Source organism: Marivirga sp. (assembly GCF_035704835.1).
GTDB lineage: Bacteria > Bacteroidota > Bacteroidia > Cytophagales > Cyclobacteriaceae > Marivirga.
In genome coordinates this window covers 1-16,243 of the sequence record NZ_DASSWQ010000003.1, presented here as the reverse complement: position 1 = coordinate 16,243, position 16,243 = coordinate 1, and the positions used below count along the sequence as shown (strand labels likewise).

Sequence of the window (16,243 nt, the reverse complement as noted above, 5' to 3'; positions counted from 1 at the left end):
TTTCTTTTTAACTGAAGTAACCCGGAAATATTCGAGAATCCCTTCTGGCAAAAACAACTCAATTAAACTCTGATCCACTTTGTCTTTTTTTGACAAAGTTAATTCTTCAATCCTAAATCCCCAGAATTATTGCTTGATCCGATCAAAGGGCTTTTGGAATTAATTTCCCAAATTAAAAAGTAGCAGCTTAGATATAAGGTTGCTTATAAACAACAACAGCAATGATTGCTATCAAAAGCAGATTTGTAAAAAGAAAGAGATAAATCGTTTGAAGATTTGTGATTAAGGTTACTAATAACCTGCAAAATTAAATTAGATTTTTCCATTTTCGTCAATTTATATACTCCAATATTGGATCAGGAATTAGCACCTTGACAAGTGTCAGGTTGCTAGTGCGTCATTGAGCCTGTCTCTACGCACTTCTTTATAAATCAATTATTTTGATTTGGTGTCGTAAAGGTAAAATGCTATTTTTATAATTCAAATAGAACTGAAAAAAAAATTAAAATATTTAACAAAAATGTATGCAGACAGGATTAAAATTCTTTGCAACAAACTGTAGAGTATTATTAGCAGCCCTAAATTAATAATCTTTCAAGTCGAGATAATTAAGGGGTGTTTTTTATTAGATCTAGCATTTAATGAACCTGATTTTTACCTTATATTTGCATAACATTAAAAATCGATTCCCAATGATTCAAAGAATTCAAACTATTTTTTTATTAATAGCAGGTTTAGCAATGTTAATATTTTTAATTGCACCTATCTGGCAAAAAGGAAATGCAAATACTGATGCTACTTACACTTTAACTGCATTATATTTAGAAACCATAAGCGCTCCTGAAGAAGGAGCAAAAAATGAGTATATGCCTTATGTAATTCCTGGTATTTTAGGATTTTTATCAGTTTGCGCTTCTTTTATAGCTATTGGTTTGTACAAAAATAGAATGCGCCAAATAATGCTTACGACACTTAATTCCCTTTTGATTGGAACAGCCTTAGGTCTTTCTGCTTATTGGTCAACCCAAGCAGAAGCTGATTTATTACCGGGGATTCAAGGTACATATAGTTATGGTCTATTTTTACCTGCCATCGCCATAATTTTCAATTCTCTTGCAGCTCGCTTTATTAGGAAAGATGAACGATTAGTAAGATCAATGGATAGATTAAGATAAGTTAACGCTCGTTTTTTAACTTCATTTTTGTTTAATTTAAGTTGTAGCATAACTAAACTTTTTCAATTATTACCTAATTTAATTTTCCTTAAATTCACCTTACTGCTTTTGCATGTATTATGGAATGAATCATTATTTTCAAAAACTTTATATAGTGAATAGAGTAAATTATGAAGGTAAGATTGAAAAATTGAATCATTGAAGCTTTTTAACTAACAAACATTTAAAAAAGGTAATATGAAAGAAAGCAAAAAACTATTGATTGTGGATGATGATCCCTCATTTAATGAGATGCTTTCCAATTACCTATCAAGAAATAAATATCAAGTTGAATCTGCTCATTCTGGTCATTCTGCGTTAGAATTATTAAAAAAACACAATTTTGATTTGGTGCTCACTGACTTCCGACTACCAAAAATGAATGGGCTTGCCCTAATTGAAAGAATTAAAAAAAATCAGCCCCAAACCCCAGTAATTCTAATTACTAATTATGCTGATATTCGAACAGCTGTTCAATCCATCAAATTAGGAGCTTTCGAATTTGTGAATAAGCCCGTGAACCCAGATGAACTACTAAAGACTATTGAAAAGGCGCTTGATTTTAACGCTAAACCAAAAAATACTGGTTCTGATCCAGATCAACCACTTTCGCAAAACAATCAGTATATAATAGGTAATAACCCTTTGAGTTTGGAATTATGGAAGCAGGTGAATATTGTTGCTCCAACCAAAATGAGTATTCTTATCATGGGAGAAAGTGGTACAGGGAAAGAATATGTCGCTAAGAAAATCCACGAATTAAGTAAAAGATCTGATAAGCCGTTTGTAGCTATAGATTGTGGAGTTCTATCTAAAGAATTGGCAGCAAGTGAATTTTTCGGTCATGAAAAAGGAGCCTTTACCGGTGCTCTCACAGACAGAAAAGGGCAATTTGAATTAGCTAATGGTGGTACCTTGTTTTTGGATGAAATTGGCAATCTTCCATATGAGGTGCAATCACAACTTTTACGTGCCTTACAAGAGAAAGTCATTCGAAAAGTGGGTGGTGGAAAGGAACTGGAAATTGATGTGAGGATAATCTCTGCCACAAATGAAAGGTTATCAGAAAACATTCAGCAAGAGGCTTTCCGTAACGATTTATATCATAGATTAAATGAATTTGAAATTTATTCACCTTCTTTGAAAGAAAGAATAGACGATTTAGAAGAGTTTATAAATTTTTTCTTAAAAGAAGCCAATAAAGAATTGGGGAAAGAGGTCAATGAACTTTCGGAAGAAGTATTACGAATTTTCACAGAATACGAATGGCCAGGAAACTTAAGAGAACTAAAAAACATTATTAAAAGAGCCGTATTATTATCTGATACTTCCAGAATAGAAGTGTCAAACTTGCCTGTAGGGTTTAATCAGAAAACAGAACTTAAATCCGAAGATTCAGTTGAAGCCAAACCTCTGAAAAGTACAGGTTTAGATTTAAAAGAAATGCAGGAAAATCAAGAAAAAAATGCCATTAAACAAGCCCTTATTCAACATAAATTCAATAAATCAAAAGCTGCACAATCTTTAAACATTGATAGAACAACATTATATAAGAAGATTAAATCTTATAATATTGATTCATAGTTTATCACATACCTTCCAACACTTTTTTTAACTTTGGCAGGAGAACTTCTGCTTCTTCAAAAGCCCTTTCATTTTTATTGAGCTCCACATAAACTTCAATGCTTTGCAGAGCTTCACTAAAATCTTCTATTTCGATTTGTTCAAAAGCAGATTTCATTTGGTGCGCCAAATTAGAGAGATTTTTAGCATCTTTTTCAATCATTACAATTTCAAAAGCATTTAGTTTTTCCTTTAAAGATAACTTGAAATCTGAAATTAATTTGCGGTAAACTCCTTCATCATTTCCAGCAAAAGCCCATAATCCTTCATATTTAGAAAGATTCTCCTTTTCAACATCTTCCATTTTATTAAAATACTGATTCAGAAGTTTAATAATATCATGTGGTTGAAAAGGTTTAATGATTACATCTGAAAACCCTTTCGACAACATCTCTTCTTCTTTATTTTTCAAGACATGAGCAGTTATTGCAGCTACAGGCATTTCATATCCTAATTTTCTAATCTTCTTAAAAAATTGAACCCCATCCATACCCGGTAAACTGATATCTGTCATAATAAAATCTACTTCCTTTTTTGTAGATTTTAAATACTCTAGAGCTTCTTCAGCATCAATACATACTTTAAAATCAAGCACCCTGTCTTTCAAAATATTAATCATCAATTTTGCATTCCAAGGGTCATCCTCTACTATTAGTAAGTGAATATCATATTTTCCATCTGAAATTTCATTACTATTTATCTCTCCCTGTTTTGCCGCTTTTTCAATTCCATTATCAATATGAACTGGGAAAAATAAATAAAATCGAGTTCCTATATCTGGAGCACTTTCAACGTTAATTTGACCACCAAAAGCTTCTATGATGTCTTTGCTGATAGTCAATCCTAAACCAGAACCAGTCAAACTACTGGACTTAGCATGTTCTCCTTGTTCAAATTGATTGAATATCAATTCTTTTTCTTTATCAGTAATCCCTTTTCCTGTATCTTCCACTGCAATATGTAATTCTTGCTTATGGTCATTAAATTCCTTTATAGAAAAAATGATTTTCACATATCCTGAGTCAGTAAATTTCACCGCATTCCCAATCAAATTAATGAGTACTTGCTTCAATTTCAAACTATCAACCCATACCGAATTTTCTTTAAGCTGCTCTTCCACCTCTATTTCGAATTGAAGAGATTTCTCCAAAAACTTATACATAAAAACTTGATGAAGCTCATTGGCCAGATAAGGGATGTGAACAGCTGATTTTTCAATTTTAAAATTTCCTGAGTCTATTTTCGATTTCTCTAATATATTGTCAATCAACTCACTTAGATAGCGATTTGATTGAGAAATTGCATCTAAATATTCTTTCTCCTCATCAAGCATATCAGCTCCAGAAAGTAATTGTGTAAACCCCATAATATTATGAAGTGGTGTTCTAATTTCATGACTCATCTTGGATAAAAAGTCTTCCTTTGCTTGAGCCAAATTGAGTGCTCTTTCTTTTTCAACTTGAAGATTTTTTCTCAATTGATTAGCTTTTGTTATATCTTGGAAAATTAGAAAAAGAAAAATCGCACTTAATAGAATTCCCACCCCACCTATCATAAATATTCGTTGAGTGGCTTGATTCGTTTCACTTAAAACTATTGCGGAATTTTGTTCATTTTTAGCCCGTTCCTGCTCTAAAATCTCCTCGACTATTATTTTTATATTGTCGATGAGTTTTTGATCTTGCTCATAGAGTTTAAGCTCTGCATCATTAAGTTGATATTGCAAATCAATCTCCTCCGTTAATACATCCACTAGTATTTCCTTTACAGCGAATAAGGTAGTGTCAATAAAATAATCCCTTACAATACTAGTATCAATTGATAGCTCTAAACTGTAATCAATTTGTTCCTCAATGGTTCGTATAGTATCGACTTCAATATTAGGTTTACCAAATAATTTTCTAAAAAAACCACTAATTCCCTTAAAATCATCTGGCTTTCTAATAATTTCTTGCCTTTCCACTGAATCGAGAGATGCTATCAGCCTTTCTTTACGCAATAAAGCCTTTTCTATAAAAGCCGAATCATTTAATTGTCTCCCGATTCGCTTTAAAGCTTCGCTAGTAAAAAAAGAATTACTTTGCTCTTTTTTTAATCTCAAAATAATATTTAGATACTCAGACTTTTCCTCAATTATTCGATTTAAGGAATCAAGATTTTTTAACTGAACACTGTCATTAAAGAAATCATTTTTGAGCGAATGCATTTGATTCTTTACAAGAGACATTTTCTGATGATATGAATTTAGCATGCTACTATCATCCGTTAAAATGAAAGTATGAAAAAAATTATCCGCTTCTATAATTTCTTGAAATACTTTATTTATCTGATTGTTTTTGTTATTTGGCTGAGCTATTGTCGCAATAGATTCATTTATGTTAACATAATTAAGATAACTCCAATAGAGCAAAGAGAAGGAGCTTACCCCAATGATAAGTAAGACAATAAAAACTTTTATCCTAGATGAAAACATTGACTTAATTACGGTATTTACTATATGAGTATCCTTACGCAACGTAAAAATACCTTCTATAAGTTAAAAGATAAATTAAGAACTCTCAAAAACAGTGCAAGTCCTACCTACTAGTAAGGTGAGAATTATATAAGTTATTGTAGATCAACGTGCAAAAGAATGACTTAAAATAAGGCAATATGTGGTTTTAAACCACACAATTTATGAAAATAAATAATCAAAGTGCCTTTTAAAGCAGATTTTAGCTATGGAATGAATTTTGGCTTTCTATACACAAAACTATTTAGATATGAACCTGAAAGACCAAAAAAAATATTCGACAGATAGAAAAAATACTTTGTACAGTTTTCTGTTTCCTTTACCTCTTCCAGTCACTGAAAATAAAAAAAGTAAACAAAATCAGTATGATCGGAAATCTTATGATTTTATTAGTGGTATAAAAGGATTTTTCACAAATAATACTGGAGCTATAATTCTGATTGCTACTTTTTCCATTTTAATCAGTGCTTTAATTTCATTTTTCTATTTACAGCCACAATTAGAATTATTGCACAATAATAGATTAAACTCCGTTTGGGGGACAATATTTATTATTACAAGTTTATCTTTATTAGGTTTTAAACTACTTTTCTACCTATTTATCTTTGTTAATTATTTAAAATACAAAGCCGTTAAAGCAGTTACTCCTAATTTATTACCAAGCTGTACTGTAATTGTTCCTGCTTATAATGAAGGAGAATTGGTTTGGAAAACCTTGAAAAGTTTGGCTGCCAGCGACTACCCTGCTGATAAAATGCAAATCATTTCTATTGACGATGGAAGTAAAGATGATACCTGGGAATGGATGAAGAAAGCTAAATCAGAATTGGGTGATAGAGTAGAAATTCTTAAGCAACCCAAGAATATGGGGAAAAGACATGCTTTATACGGTGCGTTTAATATCGGAATAGGGGAAATTTTCATTACCGTGGACAGTGATTCAATCGTGAATCCTGATACACTGAAGAATTTGGTATCTCCTTTTGTTACTAATAAAAATTGTGGGGCAGTGGCAGGAAATGTAAAAGTTTTGAATAATAAAAAAGCTATAATTCCTAAAATGCTGAATGTTAGTTTCGCCTTTAGTTTTGAGTTCATTCGATCTGCTCAGAGTAATTTGGGTACTGTACTTTGTACTCCAGGTGCTTTAGCTGCTTATAAAAGAGAAGCAGTTATGGGTTGTTTAAATGATTGGATCAATCAAACTTTCTTTGGTAAGCCTACTGATATAGGAGAAGACAGAGCCATGACCAATATGATTTTAAAACAAGGTTATGATGTCAAATTCCAAAGCAATGCACAAGTGCTAACTAATATCCCCGAGAAGTATAATAATCTGCAAAAAATGTATACTCGCTGGGAAAGAAGTAATGTGAGGGAAAATATAATGATGAGCAGGTTTGCATTTACAAATTTCCGAAAAGGATCTAAAATTGGAACAAGAATTCTATTAATCAATCAATGGGTAAGAGTTTTGACCGCAATACCAGCTACACTTATAATGTTGTTGTTTATAAGCTTTCATCCATTATTATTTATTAGTACCTCATTGGTGAGTGTATTAATATTTTCAAGCATCCCTGCATTCTTTTACGCAAAAAAACATACCATTTCAGAATGCTTTTATATGTATGCTTACAGTATATTTTATGCTTTTGGTCTTTTTTGGATCACACCTTATGCCATAGCAACCGCAAATAAAAGAGGATGGTTAACAAGAGGATTACCTCAAAAAAATTAAAAGATAAAAATTCACTTCAAATATGACACCTTGATGAATGACTGAATCATTCAACATTATATAGACAAAATCAACAAACTGTTGGTTTTGTCTACATTGCTTTAATTCAATTTATGAAAAGAAGAATCAATTCCGAAACTGGAGCTCACCATGATTTTTACCCATTTCATAAGATGCTTTTATATTTTTATCTTTGACATTCTATTTTAGTAAATTTATAAACATAATAAAATTAAATATTTTCATTGGCATGATTGTTTCCTTAAAATGTAATTTCCAATGCGAATGAACTGGATAAAATTGTAATAATGGTAACACATAATAGATTTATTATTGTCCTAATAATTATTGTAATCAATGCAACATTATTAAATGGACAAAACATCCAAAGTTATGATAGTTCTTATACCATAAATAATATAAAATACTTAGCGAAATACGAATTCTACATTAGTGGTAATGATACTATTTATGATGGGGAATTTGAACTATCGCAGCAATTTGAAAATCAAGAAGATATACATGAATATTTGTCAGTTGAAGGCAGTTTCATAGAAAACAGAGCAGATGAAAACTGGAAATTGAAAAAAGGTGCCTTTGAACCTACTGGCAAAGGTTATTATAAAAACTACACTTATTCTTATGATGTAAATGGTCATGAGTTTATGGCTGAAGGTAAATTTCTGGCAGGAAAGAAAACTGGTGAATGGAGAATTTATGATTGGCAAATACGCAATTCTAAAATAACAGACACCACACTTACTGCTACCATTAACTTCAAAGAAGATGAAGCCCAAGGAAACTTTCGATTACAAATTAATGAAGATGTTTTAGAAGGTGAATTAGAAAAAAATGAAATGACAAAAGGCATTTGGTCATTTTATAGAATGAATGAAAATGGAAATAGAAAGCTAGTAAAAGAATGGGTTTTTGAAGATAATACTTTAGTGGCCATGCGGTTAAGAAGAAATGACCAAGTGGAAGAGATTAAAATTCACTACCCGGGAAAAAATGACTTATCAGGAAAAATCATTCCTTTAGATGATGAATTTTTAGAAATTATAGAGCTAAAAGCTCGAATTTTTAATGAAAAACTATTAGAAAAATATAAAGAAGAAGATAAAATCAGTAATTTATATTTCACCTTATTAGACAACCTAGACCTAGTTGATAAAACATTTTCACCTATTACAAAATCCACTATTAAGCCTACTATTTCAAGTAAATTACTGGCATCAAATATTAAGGCGGATGAGGAAAGCCTTCTAAAGAAATTAAAATATAATTACGAAGCAAATCAACTTAAAACTAAAACACTATTAGATAATCCGCAGATTAATATTGCAAGTCTATCTACCAAAAAAGTAGAATTATATAGAAATGTACTACAGAAAATTAATCAAAATTTTCTTATACCGACTAAGGAAATTTTGTCTTTGTATGATGATAACCAACTCAAGTTTTTTGAGCGAGATGAATTAATTCAGTATAAAATTAAGCTTACTGATAAAGAAACTATCAATGGACTTATCAATTCAGACAGTTTGTCGGAAGATTATCAATTTCAATCTGATTTAAGCTTCTTAAAGAATTCAACAGATTCAAATCTATTTAAACTATCCGCATTTATGGAATCAATTGAAAAAGAATTGAATAGTATTAACGAAAACCTTCGCGGATACATAGCTGAAATCCAAAATGAAGAAAAGTTAGTAGAATTGGAAGATGCCATGTTAGTGAAATATGAAAAAATTAAAACTCTGGCTGATTCACTTATTACAGGAGAACATGATAACTTTGCACGAATAGATGTAGCGCAGGCTATTAAAGATTTTGCAAATTCAGAGTTAGAAATATATTCCAACCTAGCCACACCTGATGATAAAATAAACGTGATTGAATCCTTAATAACTTGCTTCTCAAAAGCAGAAGAACTAATCTATACGATACAGAAATCAACTGAGAGTATTTATAAAATAAATGAAGCCTACACAAAAGAGGTTTTCAATCCGTACACCTTTACTAACATGGAGGAAAAATCGAAACCATCAATTTATAAAGCTTTTAATAAATTGATACTACCTAGCATTTTCAAAAATATGCGAACCTTAAATTGTGATAATTTGGAAGCCTACAAAGCCAATTTCAAAATATTATTTGATGAAATGATTATTCTACTGAATGAAAGCAGTACCAACAGAATGGAAAGAAAAGTTAAAAGAGCTAAAACTGCAGAAAAAGCAGCTGAAATATTGGAAATGGAATTAAGCTTTTAATGGTATGAGAAAATTTTTACTACTTATATTTTTAGGAACTTGCTTCAATATTTCAGCTCAAGAATTTGAACCTCAAGTTGAAGAGCTTGGTACCAATATGTGGCTGAGCTCCTACAATAAATTCAGGATAGCTGAGAAGCTTTATTGGGCAGCTGAAATGCATTACAGAAGAACTGGTAGTTCTGAGAATCCATTTATTGATAGAATGGCTCAAGTGTATAACAGACACGGCTTAAATTATGTGGTCTCACCCAACTTCAACTTTACTGTTGGAGGAGTTTTGAGATTAAATTTCACACCTGAACCTAATAATACGGAATACGATCCTATTTATATTGAACCCAGAGTTTGGCATCAATATCTATTTGTACTGCCTTTTCCTAGGTTTATGCTTTATAATAGAATTCGGATTGAACATCGTTGGAAAAGAGGTGCCGCAATTAGTAATGATGAATTCAAATTTGGTAATCGTTGGCGATACAATTTCTATATGAAAATCCCTATCAATGGTACTAAACTAAAGCCTGGGACTTTTTATGTTTCTCCTAGTATGGAATTAATCATGCAAAGTGGAAAGAACATAGTAGGGAGCTTTGTAGAGGATCTGAGATTATATGGAAATATAGGCTATATATCAAGCCCTCGAGTAAGTAGTTCATTAGGAGTAATGTACACTACTGGTCAAGATTTGTATGATCCCACCCTTTACAAAAGAAGAATTATTTTAAGATTAAGCACATATATTTCCTTAGATTTTAGAAAAGAAGAACAAAAGATTCCGAATGTGAAACTTTCGGATTAATTAGAAATGAATAAATTTAAAAATATATCTCTATACGTTTCAATTGCAGTAATCATTGGTTGTTTAATAGCTATTTTCCTGGTTAGTAAAAGGAAAAATCATTTCAAAGAAATAGCTCACAACAACACAAATGAGTTGATGAAATTAGAGAGGCAAAGCGCCTTGTATCGACAGAAATCTAAAGCAGATGAGCTCTTTATAGCTGGTAAATATAATTCGGCAATGGATATTTATATGCAAATAGTGGATTCAATCGATGATAAAAGCTTTATGAAAAGCAGAAAGGCTACTATTGCCAGATTTAATTCTTTACGGTCCAAACTCGATAGTACTCAAAATGTGAGCAGCTCTCAGATGGCAAATATGGAGCGTGAATTGGAACATAAAATCAATGAAGTAGAGGAAAAATATCAAAACAGATTTGAATCCATAAAAACAGATTTGAATAAAGAAATTGCAAGCTTAAAAAACACTATTGAACAAAAAGATAAGCAAATTCAGTATAAAGCTGAGCTAGGTCGATTAACTTTTTACAATGCTAATGGGACTAAAATCGCTTATTTTGGGGAAGTGAAATTTGGTAAAGCCAATGGAGAAGGTATTGGGCACTACAGCTCTAATAGTGTATATGATGGGGATTGGAAAAACAATATGAAGCACGGTAAAGGAACCTATAAATGGGTAGATGGTCATAAATATGTTGGTGAATACCAAAATGACAAAAGAGAAGGAACTGGTACCTACTATTGGAATACAGGTGAAAAATATGTAGGAGAGTGGGAAAATGACAAAAGAAACGGTCATGGCATCTTGTACGACAAAGACGGGAAGATAAAACTAGAAGGCGAATGGAATGAAGATGAGTTAGTGCAGTAATGAAAAATAATTCGTGATTATTACTTAATCATCACCCTTAAATAAATCCATCAATTCTACAAACTTAAGCTTTCCATAGAGCTGAAACACCATAGAATAAGGCAATTCATTATTTTCAGCAAAATCATTTTCATAGGATTGCAAAGGAACAAAGCTGTAATTAAATCTTGCTCCAATAGTATAATTATTATTTAGATCATATTCCAGACCAAAGACAGTGGCATAATCCATAGCACTTACTCGTCCACTTAAGCTCTCTTTTTGCTGTTGCCCATCAATAGAATATATATAACTCCCACCTAAGAAAACTGATGGTTGGATTCCAATATTTATTGTAAATTTTTCATATGCAAGGATTCCAAACATGACAGCAAAATCAAAATAATATAGATTAATATTCTTTACATTATTGCTATCCCAATTCCATGATCCTTTTTGAGTGATAAGCGCTTCCATCTGAACGAAAAGCTTTTCAGTCGCGCCAAAGTTTTTATAGGCACCTAATTGCATACCAGGCTTCAAACTCTTATTTCCTTGACCGTTAATAGTAGAAATTACAGCTCCTGCCTTAAGCCCATAATCCTGAGCATGTAATTTATTAGGTAATTGAATAACCCAAATTGAAATTAATACTAATACAAATAATAACTGCTTCATAATTTAATCGTCTTCAAATCATCGTTAAAGAATAAGTCAAACCTCATCAAAATTCATGCAGTTTTTTAAATTATTGCTGGGCAAATACCTTTTTCAAAATATCATTTATCCTGGCTGAAGGATTATCTCTAATGTCTTTTTCTTTCAGCGCTATTTTTTGGAACATTCCATCCAAAGCTCGTGATGTCACAAATGAAGCTAGATCCTGCTCATTTATTGGACTTAAGTTTAACGCATTGATAATATCATTGCGTTCAACATCATTATAAGTTTTTACGAAACTACTATATAGTTGCTCAGGACTTCTATTATATACGATTGGCTCATCCAAAACATCTTTTATGTCTGGTTTAAAAGCATTTACAAGTTGGCTAAAGGTTTTATTTCTCAAATAGGTAGTAGCTGCGTTATCTGATCCTTTTAAAATATCAAAGCCATCCTGAATCGTCATTGACGTAATGGCATTTACAAATATAGGCTTGGCTTTAACGACTGCTTTTTCTGCAGCGCGATTTAAGCTTACAATCATATCCGCTTCAATATCTTTAATCAATTCATCATAAACTTTTCTACCAGCTGCTGTTGACTTTAATTGAGTAATAGCAGATTGCAACTCTGCAGGTAATAATAATTTAACAGCTTCATCTTGCAGGTAACCATTGGTTTGAGCTAATTGATCCACTCCTGCTGTGGTGCCGACCTCAAGAGCAGATTTCAAGCCTTGAATTACTTCTCTCTCGGTTAACTGAGCAGTAATGGTGGGGTCCAAATCAAAATCTTTAGCGACCTGTTTCAAAACCTCGCAGGAATTAATCATAATAAAGCAAAAAATGGCAAAGAAAATTACGGATAACCTGTTCATAATATGATATTTTTTCAGACGATGCAATCTACGCATAATTTTTCTGCCAAGCTGACAGCAAATATGAATTAATTTATAAATGGAATAGGAATTGTTGATTGCGAAGTAGAATATCAAATATGGCTTACAAGACATTTATACATGAAAATTTTATCCCTATAATTTTTGGAATTAAAATTAGTATGAAATTTTAAGTATTTATGACACTAAAATTAGATTTAAAATAAAACTATAAACAAAATGCAAGAGAAAGGTAGTATTTCGATCCACTCGGAAAATATTTTCCCAATCATTAAGAAATTTTTATACTCCGACCATGAAGTATTCCTTCGTGAGTTGGTTTCCAATGCAGTTGATGCCACTCAAAAAATCAAAAGCCTTGGTACGCTAGGAGAATATGATGGCGATTTGGGTGATTTAAGCATTGAAATTAAAATAGATAAAAAGAAAAAGACTTTGCACGTCATCGATAAAGGTATCGGGATGACTGGTGAAGAAATCAAAAAATATATTAACCAAATTGCCTTTTCTGGTGCCACTGAATTTGTGGAGAAATATAAAGAAAAAGGTGAAGGTTCAGGTATTATCGGTCATTTCGGTTTAGGATTCTATTCTGCTTTTATGGTAGCAGATAAAGTGGAAATCAAATCACTTTCTAGAGAAAAAGGAGCAGAACCTGCTCATTGGATTTGTGATGGAAGCACCGAATTTGAATTAAAAGACGGTGACAAAAAAGAAAGAGGTTCTGAGGTCATTTTGCACATCAATAAGGACTCTGTTGAATTTTTAGAAGAACACAGAGTCAATGAAATATTGACTAAATATTGCAAATTTTTGCCTATTCCAATCATTTTTGGTGAAACCGAAGAAACGGTTAAAGAAGGAGAAGGCGATGATGCTAAAGAGAAAAAAGTTAAAAAGCCGAAAGTAATTAATAATACGGCTCCTCTTTGGACAAAAGCTCCCGCAGACCTAACTGATCAAGAATACAAAGATTTCTATAAAGAACTCTATCCATTTAGCGAAGACCCATTATTCTGGATCCACCTGAATGTAGATTACCCATTCAATTTGACAGGAATCTTATATTTCCCTAAAATCAAGAATGATTTTGACATCCAGAAAAACAAAATTCAACTCTATTCTCGTCAGGTCTTCATCACCGATGAGGTGAAAGATGTGGTACCTGAATTCTTGATGCTGATGCATGGTGTCATCGATTCTCCAGATATCCCACTAAACGTATCTAGAAGTTATTTGCAATCAGATAGTAATGTGAAGAAAATCAATAATCACATTACTAAAAAAGTAGCAGATAAACTGGCTGAACTTTATAAGAATGATAGAAAATCATTTGAAGAGAAATGGGATAGCGTTGGGCTTTTCGTGAAATACGGAATGATGAGCGATGACAAATTCTATGACAAAGCGAAGAAATTCTGCTTATTGAAAAGCATAGAACAAGGTAAGCATTTCACCTTAGATGAATACAAAGAAAGCATTGCTGGAAATCAGACTGATAAAGATGGGAATGTGACTATTTTATATGCCACTAATCCTGATAAGCAAGATGCTTATATCACATCTGCTCAGAAAAAAGGCTATGATGTTGTTTTATTGGACAGCCCTATCGACAGTCATTTCATCAATCAACTGGAGCAGAAATTGGAGAAAACCAATATGAAGCGAGTAGATGCTGACATAGTGGATAAATTAATTGATAAAGACGAAAAAGCAGAAAGTGTATTATCTGATGATGAAAAAGAAAAACTGAAAAAGGTTTTTGAAGATGCTATCAATAATTCTTCCATGACGGTGGCTGTTGAGGCCTTATCACCTGATGAATTGCCAGTTTCCTTAACTATGCCAGAATTTATGCGCAGAATGAAGGATATGCAACAAACAGGTGGAGGAATGCCTTTCATGGGTGGTATGCCAGACCAATACAATTTGACCATCAATGCAAATCATAAAATGGCTTCAAAAATATTGAAAGCGGAAAACGAAGAAGAGCAAAAGAAAATTGCAAAGCAGAATTATGATTTAGCCTTGCTTTCACAAAATATGTTGAATGGTAAGAATTTAACTAACTTCATCAGCAGAAGTGTGGAGATGATGGAGAAGTAAATAATTATGAATTTTAAAATCTTCATTCGTAATTCATAATTGAAAAATTTAATAATTATTAGAGGCAGCCCGGAATTTTCAATAACTTCGGGCTGTTTTCGTTTAGCATAATATGAAGAAATTCCTACTGATATCTATACTGTTTTTTGGTTTATCTACCTCCCTATTAGCTCAGGAAGAAGAAATTCCTCATGATACGATTCCCACTCCTTCAGATACTATCAAAAAGACTTTCCAATTCTTAGATGGAGCACCTGTAACCATCGATTTGAACGCGGAAGAAGAGGAGGAAGAAGAGGATAAATCAAAAAAGAAGGAAAAGAAAAAACGTAATTTTTACTACGATAAAAAAGTAAGGAAAAACTACACTTTGTCAGGATTTGGAAATAATGTAACTCGAGAACTTTTCAACTATCTTAAAAAAGAATATGTGGAACCCGACCCCTATGTCAGGGACTTTTACTGGTATGATTTCAAAAGAAAAGAAATCAGAACCACCAAAAATGCTGACCCAAAATTTTCGGGGATTCTTCATGGCCCCTATGAAAAGTTGAAAGACGAACAAGTAATTGAAAAAGGCATGTTTTGGAATGGTTTAAAGCATGGAAGATGGATGCGATATGACCAAAATGGAATTCTTTTAGATAAGCTTGTATATTTTAAAGGTTGGCCAATAGATTCCAAAATCGCTTATTACGATGAAGAAAATAAGGAAAGAGTTAAAGAGGTAATTCCTATTGAATATGGTGAGAAAGAAGGAACCTATCTTTATTTTCATCCTAATGGACAAATAGCAGTTCAAGGAGAATACCGTTTCGATCAGAAAGTGGGTTTATGGGTAGAATATTATGACCAAAGAAGAAGAAGAAAAAAAACAATTCAATATAGTAGGGATCCTTTTGATAAAGATTTTGAGCCTTACATAAACCAAGAATGGGATGCTACTGGTGAATTGGTTTATGATAGAGAGCAATGGAATCGTAAATTCGCTTCTAAATGATTAAAAATTTACTCTTAGTTGGATTAGGTGGTGGTTTGGGAAGCATTGCTAGGTATGCTACATCTCATTTTGCGGAAAAGTATTTATCTAATCTTCTCCCTTATGGAACACTATTAGCTAATATTGTAGGTTCATTTTTAATTGGAATAATGTTAGGGTATTTAATTGAAAACCCTTCTCAGTATTTCAAATTACTACTGGTGACTGGTTTTTGTGGAGGCTATACTACATTTTCCACCTTTACAATTGAAAACTTTAGCTATCTACAAAATGGACAAATAGGATTGTTTTTATTGTATGCTTTAGGAAGTATAGCTATTGGTTTATTGGCAGTTTTCATCGGGTTTACTTTAGTGAAATTGGTTTAGAGAATATGCATATCCTTCATCAGACAATATCTTTTCCAAAATTCGACACTATCCCAAAAAGTGTGTAACTAAAAATTTTGAAGATAGGGTTAAGATTCATTTAATCTGACCCTATCTTCAAATATAATAAGAAAACTGTTAAGTATTACTCCCCAGTTTCTAATAGGCTGAGTCCATTTTTTACT

12 protein-coding genes and 1 riboswitch are annotated in these 16,243 nt (G+C 32.1%); of the genes, 9 read left to right on the top strand and 3 right to left on the bottom strand.

Features of this window, described 5'->3' with window-relative positions; genetic code table 11:
* Positions 1 to 333: 333 nt before the first annotated feature.
* Positions 334 to 433: riboswitch (SAM riboswitch) on the bottom strand.
* A 259-nt stretch (positions 434 to 692) separates the two neighbouring features.
* Both VFM92_RS00170 and VFM92_RS00165 read left to right on the top strand, forming a co-directional pair.
* Positions 693 to 1,175, top strand: a complete 483-nt coding sequence (locus VFM92_RS00170; protein ID WP_325120165.1) for a DUF4293 domain-containing protein — start codon at positions 693 to 695, stop codon at positions 1,173 to 1,175.
* A 237-nt stretch (positions 1,176 to 1,412) separates the two neighbouring features.
* On the top strand, positions 1,413 to 2,798 hold the full coding sequence (locus VFM92_RS00165) for a sigma-54 dependent transcriptional regulator (protein WP_325120164.1): 1,386 nt from the start codon (positions 1,413 to 1,415) through the stop codon (positions 2,796 to 2,798).
* Positions 2,799 to 2,802: 4 nt separating this feature from the next.
* On the opposite strand, the gene VFM92_RS00160 is transcribed toward VFM92_RS00165, so the two are convergent.
* Entirely contained in the window at positions 2,803 to 5,310 is a 2,508-nt protein-coding gene (locus VFM92_RS00160) for an ATP-binding protein (protein WP_325120163.1), read from the bottom strand.
* Between the two features lie 289 nt (positions 5,311 to 5,599).
* Here VFM92_RS00160 and VFM92_RS00155 point away from each other — a divergent pair, with 289 nt between their 5' ends.
* The 4 genes from VFM92_RS00155 (at position 5,600) to VFM92_RS00140 (ending at position 11,044) form a co-directional block, all read left to right on the top strand.
* Entirely contained in the window at positions 5,600 to 7,090 is a 1,491-nt protein-coding gene (locus VFM92_RS00155) for a glycosyltransferase (RefSeq protein WP_325120162.1), read from the top strand.
* A 308-nt stretch (positions 7,091 to 7,398) separates the two neighbouring features.
* Positions 7,399 to 9,366 (top strand): hypothetical protein, encoded by a 1,968-nt coding sequence (locus VFM92_RS00150; protein WP_325120161.1) that lies wholly within the window; start codon positions 7,399 to 7,401, stop codon positions 9,364 to 9,366.
* A gap of 4 nt (positions 9,367 to 9,370) precedes the next feature.
* Entirely contained in the window at positions 9,371 to 10,168 is a 798-nt protein-coding gene (locus VFM92_RS00145) for a DUF2490 domain-containing protein (protein ID WP_325120160.1), read from the top strand.
* A gap of 6 nt (positions 10,169 to 10,174) precedes the next feature.
* Positions 10,175 to 11,044 carry a hypothetical protein gene (locus VFM92_RS00140; RefSeq protein ID WP_325120159.1) on the top strand — a complete coding sequence of 290 codons (870 nt, stop codon included), beginning with the start codon at positions 10,175 to 10,177 and terminating at the stop codon, positions 11,042 to 11,044.
* A gap of 24 nt (positions 11,045 to 11,068) precedes the next feature.
* Here VFM92_RS00140 and VFM92_RS00135 read toward each other — a convergent pair whose 3' ends face one another.
* Positions 11,069 to 11,701, bottom strand: coding sequence for an outer membrane beta-barrel protein (locus tag VFM92_RS00135; protein WP_325120158.1), 633 nt, complete (start codon positions 11,699 to 11,701; stop codon positions 11,069 to 11,071).
* Between the two features lie 70 nt (positions 11,702 to 11,771).
* Positions 11,772 to 12,563, bottom strand: a complete 792-nt coding sequence (locus VFM92_RS00130) for a DUF4197 domain-containing protein (protein WP_325120157.1) — start codon at positions 12,561 to 12,563, stop codon at positions 11,772 to 11,774.
* 240 nt (positions 12,564 to 12,803) lie between these two features.
* On the opposite strand from VFM92_RS00130, the gene htpG reads away from it, so the two are divergent.
* The 3 genes from htpG (at position 12,804) to crcB (ending at position 16,058) form a co-directional block, all read left to right on the top strand.
* Positions 12,804 to 14,690 carry a molecular chaperone HtpG gene (gene htpG, locus VFM92_RS00125; protein WP_325120156.1) on the top strand — a complete coding sequence of 629 codons (1,887 nt, stop codon included), beginning with the start codon at positions 12,804 to 12,806 and terminating at the stop codon, positions 14,688 to 14,690.
* Positions 14,691 to 14,802: 112 nt separating this feature from the next.
* Positions 14,803 to 15,690, top strand: coding sequence for a hypothetical protein (locus VFM92_RS00120; RefSeq protein ID WP_325120155.1), 888 nt, complete (start codon positions 14,803 to 14,805; stop codon positions 15,688 to 15,690).
* A complete protein-coding gene (gene crcB / locus VFM92_RS00115; protein ID WP_325120154.1) occupies positions 15,687 to 16,058 on the top strand; it encodes a fluoride efflux transporter CrcB in 372 nt (123 codons plus the stop codon). Before VFM92_RS00120 ends, crcB begins: the two co-directional genes overlap by 4 nt.
* The last annotated feature ends 185 nt before the right edge of the window (positions 16,059 to 16,243 follow it).